Annotated in this window: 16 protein-coding genes; 4 read left to right on the top strand and 12 right to left on the bottom strand. The window is 59.6% G+C overall.

The window, feature by feature from the left end:
- Nucleotides 1-132: 132 nt before the first annotated feature.
- From can to FDG13_RS04900, 4 genes are all read right to left on the bottom strand, one after another.
- The gene (gene can / locus FDG13_RS04885; RefSeq protein ID WP_180125680.1) at nt 133-786 is read right to left on the bottom strand and encodes a carbonate dehydratase; all 654 of its coding nucleotides are present in this window, start codon (nt 784-786) and stop codon (nt 133-135) included.
- 150 nt (nt 787-936) lie between these two features.
- Nucleotides 937-2118, bottom strand: a complete 1182-nt coding sequence (locus tag FDG13_RS04890; RefSeq protein ID WP_180125681.1) for an isovaleryl-CoA dehydrogenase — start codon at nt 2116-2118, stop codon at nt 937-939.
- 27 nt (nt 2119-2145) lie between these two features.
- Nucleotides 2146-2592 (bottom strand): PaaI family thioesterase, encoded by a 447-nt coding sequence (locus FDG13_RS04895; RefSeq protein WP_255435092.1) that lies wholly within the window; start codon nt 2590-2592, stop codon nt 2146-2148.
- Nucleotides 2589-3047: a MerR family DNA-binding transcriptional regulator gene (locus tag FDG13_RS04900; RefSeq protein WP_180125682.1), complete on the bottom strand. Its 459-nt coding sequence runs from the start codon at nt 3045-3047 to the stop codon at nt 2589-2591. Before FDG13_RS04900 ends, FDG13_RS04895 begins: the two co-directional genes overlap by 4 nt.
- A gap of 277 nt (nt 3048-3324) precedes the next feature.
- Between FDG13_RS04900 and FDG13_RS04905 the strand changes: the two genes are divergently transcribed.
- From FDG13_RS04905 to FDG13_RS04915, 3 genes are all read left to right on the top strand, one after another.
- The gene (locus tag FDG13_RS04905; protein WP_180125683.1) at nt 3325-4149 is read left to right on the top strand and encodes a hypothetical protein; all 825 of its coding nucleotides are present in this window, start codon (nt 3325-3327) and stop codon (nt 4147-4149) included.
- Nucleotides 4150-4590: 441 nt separating this feature from the next.
- A complete protein-coding gene (locus FDG13_RS04910; RefSeq protein WP_180125684.1) occupies nt 4591-4878 on the top strand; it encodes a type II toxin-antitoxin system RelE/ParE family toxin in 288 nt (95 codons plus the stop codon).
- A 10-nt stretch (nt 4879-4888) separates the two neighbouring features.
- On the top strand, nt 4889-5200 hold the full coding sequence (locus tag FDG13_RS04915) for an addiction module antidote protein (RefSeq protein WP_180125685.1): 312 nt from the start codon (nt 4889-4891) through the stop codon (nt 5198-5200).
- A 188-nt stretch (nt 5201-5388) separates the two neighbouring features.
- On the opposite strand, the gene FDG13_RS04920 is transcribed toward FDG13_RS04915, so the two are convergent.
- The 8 genes from FDG13_RS04920 to FDG13_RS04955 all read right to left on the bottom strand — a co-directional run bounded on the left by FDG13_RS04920 (nt 5389) and on the right by FDG13_RS04955 (nt 14356).
- Complete coding sequence (locus FDG13_RS04920; RefSeq protein ID WP_180125686.1) at nt 5389-6264, bottom strand: M48 family metallopeptidase; 876 nt, start codon at nt 6262-6264, stop codon at nt 5389-5391.
- A 23-nt stretch (nt 6265-6287) separates the two neighbouring features.
- Nucleotides 6288-7022: a 1-acyl-sn-glycerol-3-phosphate acyltransferase gene (locus FDG13_RS04925; protein ID WP_180125687.1), complete on the bottom strand. Its 735-nt coding sequence runs from the start codon at nt 7020-7022 to the stop codon at nt 6288-6290.
- A 97-nt stretch (nt 7023-7119) separates the two neighbouring features.
- Nucleotides 7120-7689 carry a D-glycero-beta-D-manno-heptose 1,7-bisphosphate 7-phosphatase gene (gmhB, locus tag FDG13_RS04930; protein ID WP_180125688.1) on the bottom strand — a complete coding sequence of 190 codons (570 nt, stop codon included), beginning with the start codon at nt 7687-7689 and terminating at the stop codon, nt 7120-7122.
- Nucleotides 7690-7712: 23 nt separating this feature from the next.
- The gene (gene glyS, locus FDG13_RS04935; RefSeq protein WP_180125689.1) at nt 7713-9935 is read right to left on the bottom strand and encodes a glycine--tRNA ligase subunit beta; all 2223 of its coding nucleotides are present in this window, start codon (nt 9933-9935) and stop codon (nt 7713-7715) included.
- Entirely contained in the window at nt 9932-10954 is a 1023-nt protein-coding gene (glyQ, locus tag FDG13_RS04940) for a glycine--tRNA ligase subunit alpha (RefSeq protein WP_255435093.1), read from the bottom strand. Before glyQ ends, glyS begins: the two co-directional genes overlap by 4 nt.
- Nucleotides 10955-11084: 130 nt before the next feature.
- Nucleotides 11085-12665, bottom strand: a complete 1581-nt coding sequence (gene lnt, locus FDG13_RS04945; RefSeq protein ID WP_255435094.1) for an apolipoprotein N-acyltransferase — start codon at nt 12663-12665, stop codon at nt 11085-11087.
- 18 nt (nt 12666-12683) lie between these two features.
- Nucleotides 12684-13550 carry a transporter associated domain-containing protein gene (locus FDG13_RS04950; protein ID WP_180125690.1) on the bottom strand — a complete coding sequence of 289 codons (867 nt, stop codon included), beginning with the start codon at nt 13548-13550 and terminating at the stop codon, nt 12684-12686.
- Nucleotides 13551-13633: 83 nt separating this feature from the next.
- Nucleotides 13634-14356, bottom strand: a complete 723-nt coding sequence (locus FDG13_RS04955; protein ID WP_180125691.1) for a GNAT family N-acetyltransferase — start codon at nt 14354-14356, stop codon at nt 13634-13636.
- 114 nt (nt 14357-14470) lie between these two features.
- On the opposite strand from FDG13_RS04955, the gene FDG13_RS04960 reads away from it, so the two are divergent.
- Entirely contained in the window at nt 14471-15172 is a 702-nt protein-coding gene (locus FDG13_RS04960) for a hypothetical protein (RefSeq protein ID WP_180125711.1), read from the top strand.
- Nucleotides 15173-15309: the final 137 nt, after the last annotated feature.

The following is a 15309-nucleotide window of genomic DNA, read 5'->3' on the forward strand; positions in this document are numbered from 1 at the left end:
ATTTCTTAACGTGTAATTTGCTTTCCTGACGCGAAACACCTTCCCAGGTACATTTATCTCGCGTTTCAAGGTCTATTTATCTCGCCGCGCTTCAACAACGCATTTTTATCAACAACCGACTGGTGGCCAGGCCTACAGCCCCGGGCGCGGGTAGCGCTTGAAGGCCTTGACAAAAATGTCGGTCACCTCGTGGCTGCCCTGCATGGTGACACCCAGGTCGTTGACCAGACCGTCTTTCAGGCCGTAACACCAGCCGTGCACCGCCACTTTCTGGCCACGCGCCCAGGCGTCCTGCAGCACATTGGACAGCGCCACATTGGCCACCTGTTCGATCACATTCATCTCACACAAGACGTCTTCCTGCTGCGCCGGCGCCAGGTGGTCGAGCCGGCGGCGGTGGCGCAGTTTCACATCGTGCACATGGCGCAGCCAGTTGTCGGCCAGGCCCACGCGGGTGCCGCGCAAGGCGGCCAGCACACCGCCGCAGCCGTAATGGCCCACCACCATGATGTGCTCCACCTTGAGGTGGTCCACCGCGTACTGGATGACCGACAGCGCGTTGAGGTCCGAGTGCACCACCACATTGGCGATATTGCGGTGCACAAACACCTCGCCGGGGTCCAGGCCGGTGATTTCGTTGGCCGGTACCCGGCTGTCGGCACAGCCGATCCACAGGTATTTGGGCGCCTGCTGTTTGGCCAAGCGGTCAAAAAAACCGGGGCGCTGCAACTGCATGTTGGCGGCCCAGAGGCGGTTGTTGTCGAGAAGGTTCTGCAGGGAAGACATGGTTTGACTTTTTTAAGTATGAAAGGCTGAGATCAGTCTGTCATTTTGCCTAGAGGACCTTGCGCGAACATGTCAGCTGCCCTATAACCTCAATCCCCTTGGCGCCATGGGCCAGCTCCGACCCCATCCTCCTCGGCCCAGGTTAGGCGCTCAACAGGTCTCAGCAAACAGCTCGCGCCCAATCAACATGCGCCGGATCTCACTGGTGCCCGCGCCAATCTCATACAACTTGGCGTCGCGCCACAAGCGGCCCAGCGGGTATTCGTTGATGTAGCCGTTGCCACCAAAAATCTGTACCCCCTCCCCCGCCATCCAGGTGGCTTTTTCAGCGCACCACAGGATCACCGAGGCACAGTCCTTGCGCACCTGGCGCACATGTTCTAGGCCCAGCATGTCGAGGTTCTTGGCCACGGTGTAGGCGAATGAACGACCGGCCTGCAGCACGGTGTACATGTCGGCCACCTTGCCCTGGATCAGCTGGAACTCACCAATGCTCTGGCCAAACTGCTTGCGATCGTGGATGTAAGGCACCACGTTGTCCATCACACTTTGCATGATGCCCAGTGGCCCGCCAGTGAGCACCGCGCGCTCGTAGTCCAGCCCGCTCATGAGCACCTTGGCACCCTGGTTGAGGCCGCCCAGGATGTGCGACTCGGGCACCTCGACGTTGTTAAAAACGAGTTCCCCCGTGTGGCTGCCACGCATGCCGAGTTTGTCGAGCTTTTGCGCCACACTGAAACCCGGCATACCCTTCTCGATCAGAAACGCGGTGACACCACGCGCGCCGAGTTCCGGTTCGGTTTTGGCGTAGACCACCAGGGTGTCTGCATCGGGGCCGTTGGTGATCCACATCTTGCTGCCGTTGAGCAGGTAGTAACCGCCCTTGTCCTGCGCCTTGAGTTTCATGCTGATCACATCACTGCCCGCACCAGGCTCACTCATGGCCAGCGCACCGACATGTTCACCACTGATCAGCTTGGGCAGGTACTTGGCACGTTGGGCTTCGGTGCCGTTGCGTTTGATCTGGTTCACACACAGGTTGCTGTGCGCGCCGTAGCTCAGGCCCACCGAGGCGCTGGCGCGGCTGATTTCTTCCATCGCCACCATGTGCGCCAGGTAACCCATGTTGGCGCCGCCATATTCTTCACCCACGGTGATGCCCAGCACACCGAGGGCGCCCATCTTGGGCCACAGGTCCATCGGGAACTGGTCGGTACGATCGATCTCGGCCGCACGGGGTGCGATCTCGGTCTGGGCAAAGTCGCGCACTGCATCACGCAGCGCGTCAACGTCTTCACCAAGCTGAAAGTTGAGTCCGGGCAGGTTGTTCATGGGGTTGTCTCCTCGGGTCCAGGTTTTTTAGTAGTTTTTGGGCACCGGCATCACGGTCTGCTGCATCACCGCACACAGGGTCTGGGTACCGTCGTCGCCAATGTGGCTGACCTCGGCGCTGGTGACAATGACGCGTTTGCCGTTCTTGACCACCCGGCCGGTGGCGCACAACTCCCCACCGTGGCAGGCCGCCAGAAAATTGATCTTGTACTCCAGGCTGACCACCTCGGTGTCGGGTGGCGCCACGGTCAGCGCGGCGTAACCCCCGGCGATGTCAGCCAGCGCACCCACCGCCCCGCCGTGGAACGAGCCATGTTGCTGGCTGGCCTTGTCAGAAAAAGGCAGGGTGACGACACATTCCCCCGGCACCACACGCAGCAGTTCGGCCCCCAGGTGGCGCATCAGGCCCTGGCGCTCCAGGCTGCGCTGCACACGTTGCAAAGGGGTCTCGGTGGGGGTGGTGGGTTGTGTCATGGGCTGTGGGTGGGCTGAGGGGTTGAGGGGCTGGATTCACGGGAAGAGGCGGGCTGGGTGGCGGGCTGGCGCAAGGCTTTGGCCAACAGGGTTTTGGCTTCACGCTGGTGCACCTTGATCTCGTCCAGATTGGCCTGGATGTCTGTCATCTGCGCCTCCAGCAGCTGTTGCTGCTGGCCCAGCACCTGCAGAAACCGCTCCAGCTGCGCGGCAGTGTCGCGCGGGCTGTCGTACATGTCGATGATGTCTTTGGCGTCGGTCAGGGACAAGCCCAGCCGTTTGGCGCGCAGCGTGAGTTTGAGGCGTGTGCGGTCACGCCCGCTGTAGATGCGGTTGCGCCCGCCGGGGCCTGTGCGCTCGGGTTGCAGCAAGCCCATGTCTTCATAAAAACGCATGGCCCGTGTGGTGAGGTCAAATTCTTTGGCCAGGTCGCTGATGCTGTAAGTCTGTGACATGAAAGGAAAAATTCGGGTGAACAAGGTCTTCTGACGTTGACGTAAACGTCAACTATTGGCCGGATTATGGCGTACAAATTTTGAGGATGGGATGACGGCGTGTTCCAGCTGGAGAAGCCATCACATCTGGCGCAAAAACGCCAGCATTTCGATCCCATGGAGTCAGCGGAGAGAACGATGGCGTGTTGAGCGAGGGGGCACACGCTGTGCGGCGGAAACGAACGCTGGTCTGTGGCTAGCGTCTATTATCGAAAGACAACGATTGGAGGGAGATCACATGAGCCATAAGCTGGACTTGCTTGGCAACGCGATGGACAGCCTGGAAGAGGCGCTGAAGAAGTTCCAAGAGGGTGACAAAGGTGACCAGAAGGCCTACAAGTTCTGCGTGCTCCACATGGCGCACTTCATTGAACTGATCTTCAAGCACCACATCACCGAGAAGCACCCGTTGCTGATCTACGCCAACCCTTTCGCTGCAAAGATCGACCCGGCGACTGCGAAGACCATCGGCCTGTGGGAGGCGGTCAACTTCATTAACAACGAAGAGAAGGACGCCGTTGCTGGAGATTTCAGGAAGGATTTGGAGTGGCTGAAGAAGCTACGGAACGACATTGAGCACCACAAGTTCGAGATGGACGTGCCTACTGCTCGGATCGCCATCGGCCGTCTTTTCCGCTCTGTTCTGGAATTCCTCGACTACTACGGTGTCGTAGACGTTGAGAAGCGAATGCCGGAAAACACAAAGGCAATCTTCTCTGTTCTCTCCAACGAGTACCAGTTCAAGCTACACGATGCCCTCAGGAAGGCTGATGAGTTTGAGGAGGCGAACCCCATCGACCCGACGGATCCTGAAGGCGACCCTGTCCGCATGGATTGCGAGGCATGCGGCAACCACACGATGGTGGTCAACGAGAAATCTGGAACGGGCTATCGCTGTACTTTCTGCGAAAACGAAGATGGGGATGATTTGCCTGCCAACTGCTCGATCTGCGGCGCGCATATGACGTCCGGCGACCTAGAAACTTGGGATGACGAACACGGCGTGGAGTACCGCTGCTATTACTGCTCAGGGCGCTATGCCGCCGACCGGGATCGGGACTAGGGCCCGCCACAAAAAGGGTTTAGGCACACTCTGGTGGCTTGCATTCAATACCCGTCTCCAGCCTTGGATTCAACCGGTCGCTGCAACGCCTCCAAATCCGTTGAAGGCGGGTAGCGGGGTTGCCGGGCGCAGAACCCATTCGCGTGGTGACATCGTCGGCAAACTACCCCGGTGGCGAGACCCGAACAAGCAGCTCACCCAAACCGTCGCCCGCGAGGGGGCCGGAGAACGGTAACCCCGCTACCCGCCTGGCGCCACGCTTACCCAAACGCCAAACATCATCGGTCAAGAATAGGCCTCGGGGTCAATGCGGCGCATGTCGGCCTCGATCCAGCTTTGCGCTTCACGCATCAGGGCTTTGGGGTCGTGCCCGGTGCTCTCCGTTGGACATCACTGGAAACCAAAGCTTGACCATTTGTATCCCATAGAATACAGTACGGTATGCGAATTCAGATCACTGAGGTCTACCGAGATTGGATCAACGGGCTCAAAGACCGCACCACCCGAGCACGCATACAGGTTCGAGTCGACAGGCTTGCCCACGGGAACCCGGGCCAGCATCGCAACCTGACTGATGGTGTCTCCGAGCTGAAGATCGACGTGGGGCCTGGCTACCGGGTTTATTACACCGAAAGGAATGGCGAACTCATCGTTCTTCTGGTTGGTGGAGACAAGTCGAATCAGGCACAAGACATCAAGGCAGCTATTGCGCTCGCCCGAAACCTCTAGGAGTACCGAAATGACCAAAGCTAAGACAACGCAGAAAACAAAAACGTTAGCCTACGACGTGGCGCAACAACTGCGCACACCTGAAGAGATGGCGGCGTACCTGGATGCTTGGTTGGTGGAGGCGCCTGATGATGCCGCAGGCATTGCAAGAGCACTCGGCGATATCGCCCGCGCCAAAGGCATGACGCAGGTCGCACGCGACGCTGGCTTGAGCCGGGAAAGTCTCTACAAGGCGCTCAGCGAAAACGGAAACCCAAGCTTCGCAACGGTCCTGAAGGTGGCTCGAGCGCTTGGCGTTCGCCTGCACGCAGAGGCCGCATAAAGCGGGCACATGCCACGTCGGTGATGCCCAATACGCCAACCCCGCTACCCGCCTGGCGCCACGCTTACCCAAGCGCCAAGTGCCACAGATCAACACTACTTAATCAATAGCTACCAGCCCTTACCTCAAAAGGGCCAGAGGCCATTTTCATCCATAAATCAAAAAAAGATCCTCAAGATGCGCCCACCTCAATCCCACTTAGGCACAGCCTCACTTTTGAGCAAAGCGCGTTGCGCGGCGTAGTCGGGCACCAGAGTGCGCACGGTGTCCCAGAAGCGGGGGCTGTGGTCCATCACCCGCAGGTGGCTCAGTTCATGGGCCACCACATAGTCCAGCACCGACATCTTGAAATGCACCAGCCGCCAGTTCAGGCGGATCGAGCCATCCACACGCGCACTGCCCCAGCGCGTGCCCGCGTTGCTCAAGGCCAGCTTCTTCCACTGCACACCGAGCAACGGCGCAAAGTGGTCGAGCCGCTCCTGAAAAATACGCTTGGCCTGGCGCATCAGCCAGGCTTGCACCACGTCGCGGATCTGCTCAGGCGTGGCCTGGCGCGACAGACTGATGCACAAGACCTGGCGCGTCTGCGCAGCTTGGTCGGGCGCTGCGGCCACGTCCTCGGTCAACAGCTGGGCGCCAGCGGCGCCAAAGCGGTGTTCGGGGTCCAGCCGCAGGACCAGGGTTTGGCCCAGAAACGGCAGCTCGGCGCCGTCCTGCCAAACGATGTGCTGGTCGGCCAGGCGGGTCTGGCGCTCGCGGCTGTCGTGCAACTTGCGCAGAATCCAGCTGGCTTTGGCCTGTAGTGCGGCATCCACATCGCGCAGGGTGACCCATTTGGGGGCGCGCACCGCCAGACCGTCCACGCTGACGCTGAAGCCGATGCTGCGTCGCTGGCCCCGGTTAAAGGCATAGGCCACCCGGGTCTGGCCCAGCAGCACCTCGCGGTTGGCCTGGGGGTGGCTGAAGTCTGCTGCTTTTTTGGGAGCTACTGGCCCTTTTTCCACCTGGGCCGGGGGCTGATTTGGCTCAAACAGATCGAGCGTGAAGCGCAGCAGAGGGTGCATTGCAGACAAGCGGGTCGGGCCTGTCAAGAATAGGCCTCGGGGTCAATGCGGCGCATTTCGGCCTCGATCCAGGCTTGGGCCTCACGCATCAGGGCTTTGGGGTCGCGCCCGGTGCTCTCCATCAGCGGGCCAATCGACACCCGCACCACACCGGGGTGTTTCACAAAGCCCTGCTTGGGCCAGCAGCGGGCGGTGGCCACCGCAATCGGCACCACGGGCGCACCACTTTCTACCGCCAGCCGTGTGCCGGCCGTCTGGTAGGTGCCCTCTTCACCGCGTGGCATGCGGGTGCCTTCGGGGAACATCATGACCCAGGTGCCCTGGCCGAGCAGGCGTTTGCCCTGTTCGATCACATGTTTCATGGCCACGGTGCGCGACTCGCGGTTGATGTGGATCATGTCCAGGCGCGCCATGGACCAGCCAAAAAACGGGATCTTGAGTAACTCACGCTTGAACACAAAGGCCAGCGGGTGCGGCATGATCGTGGGCAGCCACAGTGTCTCGAGCGTGGACTGGTGTTTGGACAACAACACCGCAGCGCTGGCTTTGCCCAGAGGCAGGTTCTCGTACCCCTGCACCTCCATGCGCACCCCCAGAATCACCCGGGTGCCCCACATCACGACACGAAACCAGTTCACCGCCACCCACCAGGCCGAGGCCCGAGAAGCCACGAAAGACACCAGCACAACGCCGATGGTCCAGGGAATGACCGTGATGGCCATCCACAGCAAATGCAACACCGAACGAATCCAGGCCATCACAAGCCTTTTTGGGCGCTAGCCCTTATAGATAAAGGGCTGATAGCTATCAATTTCATATTCTTCCAACACCCACGCACAGACACGTCTGACCCCATCAACTGGCCTCGGCTTCACGGGCCAACAGGTGATCAACAAAGGCCGACAAATCGGCATGCACCACAGTCTGGGCCGGAAACACATCGGGCAGGCTGCGGCCTTTGTGGACCTCACCCTTGCCGGTGAGCACCAGGTGCGGCTCACAACCCACCGCCACCGCCGCGACCAGGTCGCGCGCCGAGTCACCCACCGCAGGCACCCCTTTGAGGTGGATGCCGTAGCGCTCACCCACCTGCTCAAACAGGCCCGGCGCCGGTTTGCGGCAGCTGCAGGCATCGTCGGGTGAATGGGGGCAATAAAAGATGGCGTCAATACGCCCACCCACGTCGGCCAGTTCCTGGTGCAACTTGGCGTGGATCTCGTTGAGGTCCGACACCTCGAACAACCCGCGCCCCAGGCCCGACTGGTTGGACACCACCACCACATGCCAGCCCGCGTGGTTGAGCCGGGCAATGGCTTCGAGCGCGCCAGGCAAAGCCTGCCACTCGGCGGCCGACTTGATGTAGTCCAGGCTGTCGACGTTGATGGTGCCGTCTCGGTCCAGAATGACCAGTTTGTGGGGTGTCATGGTGTGTTGTCGCCTTGTTGGGATCAGGCCGCCAGGCGCGACAGGTCAGCCACCTGGTTCATCGCCTGGTGCAGGGTTTTGAGCAGACCCAGGCGGTTCAGGCGCAGGTCCAGCGCCTCGGCGTTGACCATCACGTCCTCAAAAAACGCGTCCACCGGCACACGCAAAGCGGCCAGGGTTTGCAAGGAGGTCGCGTAGTCACCGGCGTCCAGCTGGGCTTGGGCACGTGGAGTGATGTCCTGCATGGCGGCGTAAAGCGCTTGTTCGGCAGCTTCTTGCAGCAGCAGTTCACTGACATGGGCATCGGCCACCGCAGCGGCGTCGGCTTTTTTCAGGATGTTGCTGATGCGTTTGTTGGCTGCGGCGAGTGCCGGGGCTTCAGGCAACGCGGCAAAAGCGCGCACCGCTTCAGCTTTACGAATAACATTTTTAGAAAAACTATCAGGGACAGCCAGCACTGCTTCAACTTCTTTCGCAGAGTAGCCTTTCTCTCGCAAATAGCCGCTCAATCGATCTTCTAAAAATTTCTGTACCCCGAAGGAAGTTTTTTGGACTTCGCTCTCGCTGCTCCACATTTGATACAGCGCTTTGTCCAAGTTGCTTTCTGCCGTTTCAGCTCTTGCTCTGAAAAACGCTTGAAACATAAGACTCACATCTATCACTTGACTGAACAAATCAATCGACAAGTCGTTTTCAATGATCAAACGAACAATGCCTAAGGCGTGGCGGCGCAGCGCAAACGGGTCTTTGTCGCCGGTAGGCAGGTTGCCAATGCCAAACATCCCGACCAGGGTCTCCAACTTGTCGGCCAGGGCCACCACCACACCGGTCAGATTGCGGGGCAGATCGTCACCGGCAAAACGGGGTTTGTAGTGGTCTTCAATGGCTTGGGCCACCTCCAAGCTCAAGCCGTCATTGAGGGCGTAATAAGCACCCATGATGCCCTGCAACTCAGGGAACTCACCCACCATGTCGGTCAGCAAATCGGTCTTGGCCAGGCGCGCGGCGGTGTCGGCCGTTGTCACCAGATCAGACCCGGCGCCGGTGGAAACCAGCAGCTCAGCAATGGCACGCGCAATGTCGCAGACACGCCCCATGCGCTCACCCTGGGTGCCGAGTTTGTTGTGGTAGACCACCTTGTCGAGCCCGGCCACACGTGAAGCCAGGGTCTTTTTGCGGTCCTGGTCGTAAAAGAACTTGGCATCGGCCAGGCGCGGGCGCACCACACGCTCGTTGCCACCCACCACCGCGCTGGCATCCTGCGGGTTGATGTTGCTGACCACCAGGAACTGGTTGGTGAGCTTGCCCTGTGCATCGAGCAGCGGGAAATACTTCTGGTTGGCCTTCATGGTCAGAATCAGGCACTCTTGTGGCACATCCAGATACTGCGGCTCAAACTGGCACACCAGCACATGGGGGCGCTCCACCAGCGCCGTCACCTCGTCCAGCAAAGCTTCATCTTCAATAGCGCGCACCCCATGCCCTACCTGGGCTGCAGCGGCTTTTAACTGTTGAACGATGTCAGCCCGGCGTTCGGCAAAACTGGCGATCACCGCACCGTCCACCCGCAGGGTCTCGGCGTAGCTGTCGGCGTCTTCGAGCACCACCGGCGACTTGGCCGCTTCAAAACGGTGGCCCTGGGTGCTGTTGCCAGCTGTCAGGCCCAGCACCTTGACCGGCACAACAGTGTCACCATGCAAGGCCACCAGGCCGTGGGCTGGGCGCACAAAGTTGACGCTGGTCCAGCCGGGCAACTCACAATCCGTTTCCAACTGGTAACTCATGACCTTGGGGATGGGCAGCTTGGTCAGCGCCACGTCCAGCGCCTGCTGCAGGCCCACGTCCAGCGTGGCACCGCTGACCTGGCTGTCATAAAACAGGGCCTCGGCTTTGCCATCCACCGCCTTGCGCAAACCAGCGACCGCAAACACCGGGTCCGACACATCGACACCCAGGGCTTGCAACTTCTTGAGCAGCGCGGGTGTGGCCAGGCCGTTGGCATCCAGCCCCACACTGACGGGCATCAGCTTTTGCTGCACGGCTTTGTCAGCCGCTTTGGCCGCCACATGGGTGATGTGGGCCGCCAGGCGGCGTGGCGAGGCAAACGGTGTCACCACCGACACGCCATTGGCCAGGCCAAGCGCGCGCAATTGCTCAGCCAGCTGGCCGGCAAAAGCTTCACCCAATTTTTTAAGCGCCTTGGGGGGCAGTTCTTCAACAAACAGTTCAACGAGCAGGTTTCTCACAGGGCCACCTTCTGGGTCTCTTGGTTTTTATCGGTCAGCGCACTCCACATGAAGGCACGGCTCAGCTCGGCTTGGCGAGCGGTGTCGGTGACGGCATCGATGCCCTCGTTGCCCAGCACCAAGGCCGCAATCTGGCTGTCGGCCATCGGGTAACCCAGGCGGGCGCGGCTGTCGCGGTAACTTTGCGCCACACCGCGGGCCAGGTTGCGGATGCGGCCGATGTAGGCGGCGCGTTCGGTCACGCTGATGGCGCCACGGGCGTCCAGCAGGTTGAAGCTGTGCGCGCACTTGAGCACCTGTTCATACGCCGGCAAGGCCAGCTGCACGTCCATCAGGTGTTTGGCCTGTTTTTCATGCGCGGTGAAGGCGGTGAACAAAAAGTCGGCGTCGCTGTGTTCGAAGTTGTAGGTGGACTGCTCGATCTCGTTTTGTTTGTAGACATCGCCGTAAGACAGCTTGCGACCGTCTGCCGTCGTGGTCCAAGTCAGGTTGTAGACGTTGTCCACACCTTGCAGGTACATCGCCAGGCGCTCCAGGCCGTAGGTGATTTCACCGGTGATCGGTTTGCAGTCGATGCCACCCACTTGCTGGAAGTAGGTGAACTGGGTCACTTCCATGCCGTTGAGCCAGACTTCCCAGCCCAAGCCCCAGGCACCCAGCGTCGGGTTTTCCCAGTCGTCTTCGACAAAACGGATGTCGTTTTTCTTGAGGTCAAAACCCAGGGCTTCGAGGGAGCCCAGGTACAGCTCCAGGATGTTGCTCGGTGCGGGTTTGAGCACCACCTGGTACTGGTAGTAGTGTTGCAGGCGGTTGGGGTTTTCGCCATAACGGCCGTCTTTCGGACGGCGGCTGGGCTGCACATACGCGGCCTTCCAGGGCTCCGGCCCCAGGGCCCTCAAAAACGTGGCGGTGTGTGAGGTGCCAGCACCAACTTCCATGTCATAGGGCTGCAACAACGCGCAGCCCTGGGCGTCCCAGTAGGACTGCAGTTTCAAGATGATTTGCTGGAAGGTCAACATAAGTGGGTTGCGCCGGTCTGATTGGCGCTTGGAGTTTCAAACAGACACACCGCCAGACGGTGCGCCAAACCGCAATTTTACGGGCTTCGTCTGGCCCCACCTCTCGAGCGCCGGGGCGAACACGCCCGATTTAAAAACGCGGTGATGACCAGCGCCGCCAGGTCGCGCCCAACACGATGCCGATCGCCAGCAACCACAGCGGCCACTGGCCAAAACGCGACACCCAGGCCGCGTAGGGTGTGATGCCCGAACGCCCCTGCACCGTGCCATGCAGCGCCGCGGCGGTATGGGGTGGCAAGGCTTGCAGCACCTGCCCTTGGCGGCTCACGATGGCGGTTTGCCCGGTGTTGGTGGCCAGCAAAAATGGGCGGTCAAATTCGAGCGAGCGGGTGCGGGCAATCAACAAATGCTGGTCCATGGCCAGGTGTTCACCAAACCAGCCAAGGTTGCTGAGGTTGACCAGGATGGTCGGCGCGGTTGACGCATCCACAAACTGGGTCGCCATCTCTTCGCTGAACAGGTTTTCAAAACAGATGCTGGTGGCCAGACGCTGCCCTTGCCAATCAAAGCTGGGCTGGGGCAAGCCACCCCGGTTGAAGTCGCCCAGCGGGATCTGCATCATGTCGGTGAACCAACGAAACATCGGCGGGATGAACTCGCCAAAAGGCACCAGGTGGTGTTTGTCGTAGCGCCAGGGGGCAGTCTGCCCGGGCGCAAAACCCACCACCGAGTTGGTATAGCCCTCTGCCAGACCACCGAGCGGCAAACCCACCAGCGCCGCCTGCTGGCCGCTGGCAAAACGCTGCTGCAGCGCCTGCCAATAACCCTCGGGCAACTGTTGTGGCAACACCGCAATCGCCGTTTCGGGCGTGATGATCAGTTCACTTGGGCTGGCTTGCAACTGCGCGCCATACCAGCGCAAGGCCTTGAGCACACCGGTGGCGGGCTCAAACTTCTCCTCTTGGGCGATATTGCCTTGCAACAAGGTGACGCTGAGGCTGCCTCGATCAAGCCCTGCAGAAGCAGGCAACACCAACGGCAAACCACCCATCACCAAGACCAGCAGGACCGTGGCCACTTTGTGTTTGGCGCGCGCCTCACCCAGCAGCGTCACCAGCACGGCAGCCAACCAGGCGGCCAGCCAGCTCACACCGTACAGACCAACCCAGGGCAACCAGGCCTGCAAGGGCCCATTGAGCTGCGCGTAGCCCACCGCCCCCCAGCCAAAACCGGTCAACCACTGCCCCCGGGCCAGTTCAGCCAGCAACCACAAAGATGCAAAAACAAGAGCACTCAGCCCTTTATTGACAAGGGATAGATGCCAAGATAACCAGGAAAAAGCGGCGTAATACAGAGCCAAGGCCCCTGCCAGTGCCAACACCGCCAGAACAGCTAGCGGCGCGGGTAAGCCGCCGTAGGTGTGCATGGACACAAATAACCAGGCAAAGGTGAGTGACAACCAGGCCAGCGTGAACAACCAGCCACACCAGGCCGCTTCGCGCGCGGTGCGGCATCGTGTGAGCAAGACCACCAGCACCGCCATAGACAGCAGCTGCAGCCACCAGATCGGCTGTCCGCGTTTGATGCCCAGAATATGGAGCGCGTCTGGCGTAGCAAAAGGCCAGGCCAAGCTGGCCGCCTGAAAGGCGCCTGCAGCGAGCGTAACCAGCCAGAGTATCAAGGGCGTCGAACGACGCGGTGTTTCAAACAAGACCAGCCCTGCCCAAGCTCAGGCCGGACTCTGCGGCACAGGCGAGACCTTGAACCACTTCACCGCACCGCCTTTGGTGTGCAGGACGGCAAAATCCAAGCCGGACATGAAGTGATGTTCACCCCGTTTGGGCACATGGCCCATCTCGTGGGCAATCAGCCCGCCGATGGTTTCGAAATCGTCTTCGGGGTCGGTACTGTCGAGGGTCACGCCAAAGGTGGCTTCCACACGTTCGATCAAGGTGTCACCACTGACGCGGTAGGTGCGGTCTGCCAAGCCGAAGATGTCGCCCTCGTCATCGTCCAGGTCAAACTCGTCTTCGATCTCACCCACAATCTGTTCGAGCACATCCTCGATGGTGATCAGGCCGGCCACACGGCCAAACTCGTCAATCACGATCGCCAGGTGGTTGTGGTTGCTCTGAAAATCACGCAGCAGGTCGTTCAAGCCTTTGCTCTCGGGCACAAACACCGCCGGTCGCAACAAAGCACGGATGTTGAGCTCAGGCGCGCGCTGAAGTTTGAGCAAGTCCTTCGCCATCAGGATGCCGATGATGTTCTCGCGTTCACCTTCAAACACCGGGAAGCGTGAATGCGCAGTGTCAATCACACCGTGCATCATCACGTCATAGGGGTCTTCGATATTGACCAACTCCATGCGTGGGGTGGGCACCATGACATCGCCTGCCGTCATCTCGGCCATGCGGATGACACCTTCAAGCATCTTGCGCGAATCTGCGCCTATGAGCTGATTGTGTTCAGCATCTACCAGGGTCTCGATGAGCTCGGCGGTGGAGTCAGGACCGGGGTTGATAAATTCCGCGACTTTTTGCAAAAAAGTGCGGGTGTCTTCCCGTTCAGGACGGGCAGGGTAAGGGTCGGACACGGCCAAGGCAGCAGGACATGCGGTTGTTGAACAAGCCTCTAGGATACCGGATTACGCCGCCACCCCTCATGCGCCATGTCAGATCATTCGCTGGGGCTGTCTTCTTTGGCAGGCCGCCAGGCGTGCTGGAATCGCCCAATCGTGTCCCAGAACTGTTTGGCCTGGGCTTTGAGGTGGTAATTGGCCTGGGCCAAATGCTCCTCCATGATCTCGGTCACCTGGGTTTGAAAGGTCGCCGGCGTCAAGCGCAGGTAGGCCTCGGATTCAAAGCCATCACGCACAACCGTCGCGCCACCCCGGCGCGCAATTTTCAGCATCGCAGTGTTTTCACTGAGCACATGCACATACATGGCGGTCACACCTTCGTTGCGGGCATGCATGACCGCGCGCTCGAACAGGCGTGCGCCATAACCCCGCCCGCGCACATGCTCTGAAACCGACACACCAAACTCAGAAGAAGCGCTGACACGATCCGTACTCGAATACGCCAAATGCGCCATGCCAATCAACTTGAGGCGCCGGTTGTAGATGCCAAAAATCTCATCCCGCTCAAAATTAAGGCCATCCACATAAGCCTGAACCTGCGCATCTTTGGCGGTAAAACCAAAACGAAAGTAGCGATCCTGGGGACTCAAGGCCAGAAGATGTTCACCAATTCGACCGCGATGGTTCTCACCGAGCGAGCGTATCGGCACCATCAGATCCGCAGGTCGAGCTACAACGGCTGTTTTCTCAAGATGCACCGCACCCCTGGATGGCCGAGCGCGGCTCTCGGTATCGTCGGTGGAGGTGATCGTTTCAAGCATCCTGCGAATATACGGGTTTCCACTAGTGTCTTCACACTAAATCAAAACAATGTAGCAAGACGTGGGGTGTTTCCCACACCACGGGCTCACATTGCATCCTAAACTGTGTACCCGATGGAAGCGTCCACACGAATCAGGGAAGCGTTGGCACAGGTCTCCGAGCTGCGCGGGATGGCTTTACACAACCCGGCATTGTCCAGCGCTGTGTCGGAAGTCAAGGCGATACAAGCCAGACGGTTTGCCGACACCTACCAAGACATGTTGGCGTCGCCGGTCTATTCAGGCTGCGCCACTTTTTTTCTGGAAGAGTTGTACAGCGAACGTGATTACAGCCACCGTGACGCCCAGTTTGCGAAAGTGGCTGCGGCCATCCAGCACACCTTCCCTGCGCAGGTTGTCGAGATTGCCGTCACGTTGGCCGAACTTCACCATGTGACAGAAGCACTTGATTTGGAGATGGCCCAGAACTGGATAGATTTAAACCACCTACCAACGGCTGCAGCACGTTATCAGGCGTGTTGGCGCAGGGTGGGCCAACAACCCAAGCGTGAATGGCAACTCAACACGGTGTTGAGCATCGGTCAAGAGTTAAGCGTCTTGACCCGTAAAGTGGGCTTGCGTTGGTTGTTGAAGATGATGCGCAAACCGGCCGAACTGGCAGGCCTGGGCAATTTGCAGAGCTTTCTTGAAACAGGGTTCGATCACTTCGGCAGTCTCGCCAAAGACCCTGATGCAGTGAAGATGTTCCTGGTTGCCATCCAGAAGCGTGAAAGCGAATGGATCAACGGGCTGTTTGAACACAGCCGCGACATCTGAAACACAAAAAAAAAACGCCCAGTCAACTGACTGGGCGTTTCTGGCGTTGGGAGCCTGACGATGACCTACTTTCACACGGGAATCCGCACTATCATTGGCGCAGAGGCGTTTCACTGTCCTGTTCGGGATGGGAAGGA

The sequence above is a fragment of the Rhodoferax sp. BLA1 genome (assembly GCF_013416775.1).
Classification (GTDB): Bacteria; Pseudomonadota; Gammaproteobacteria; order Burkholderiales; family Burkholderiaceae_C; genus Rhodoferax.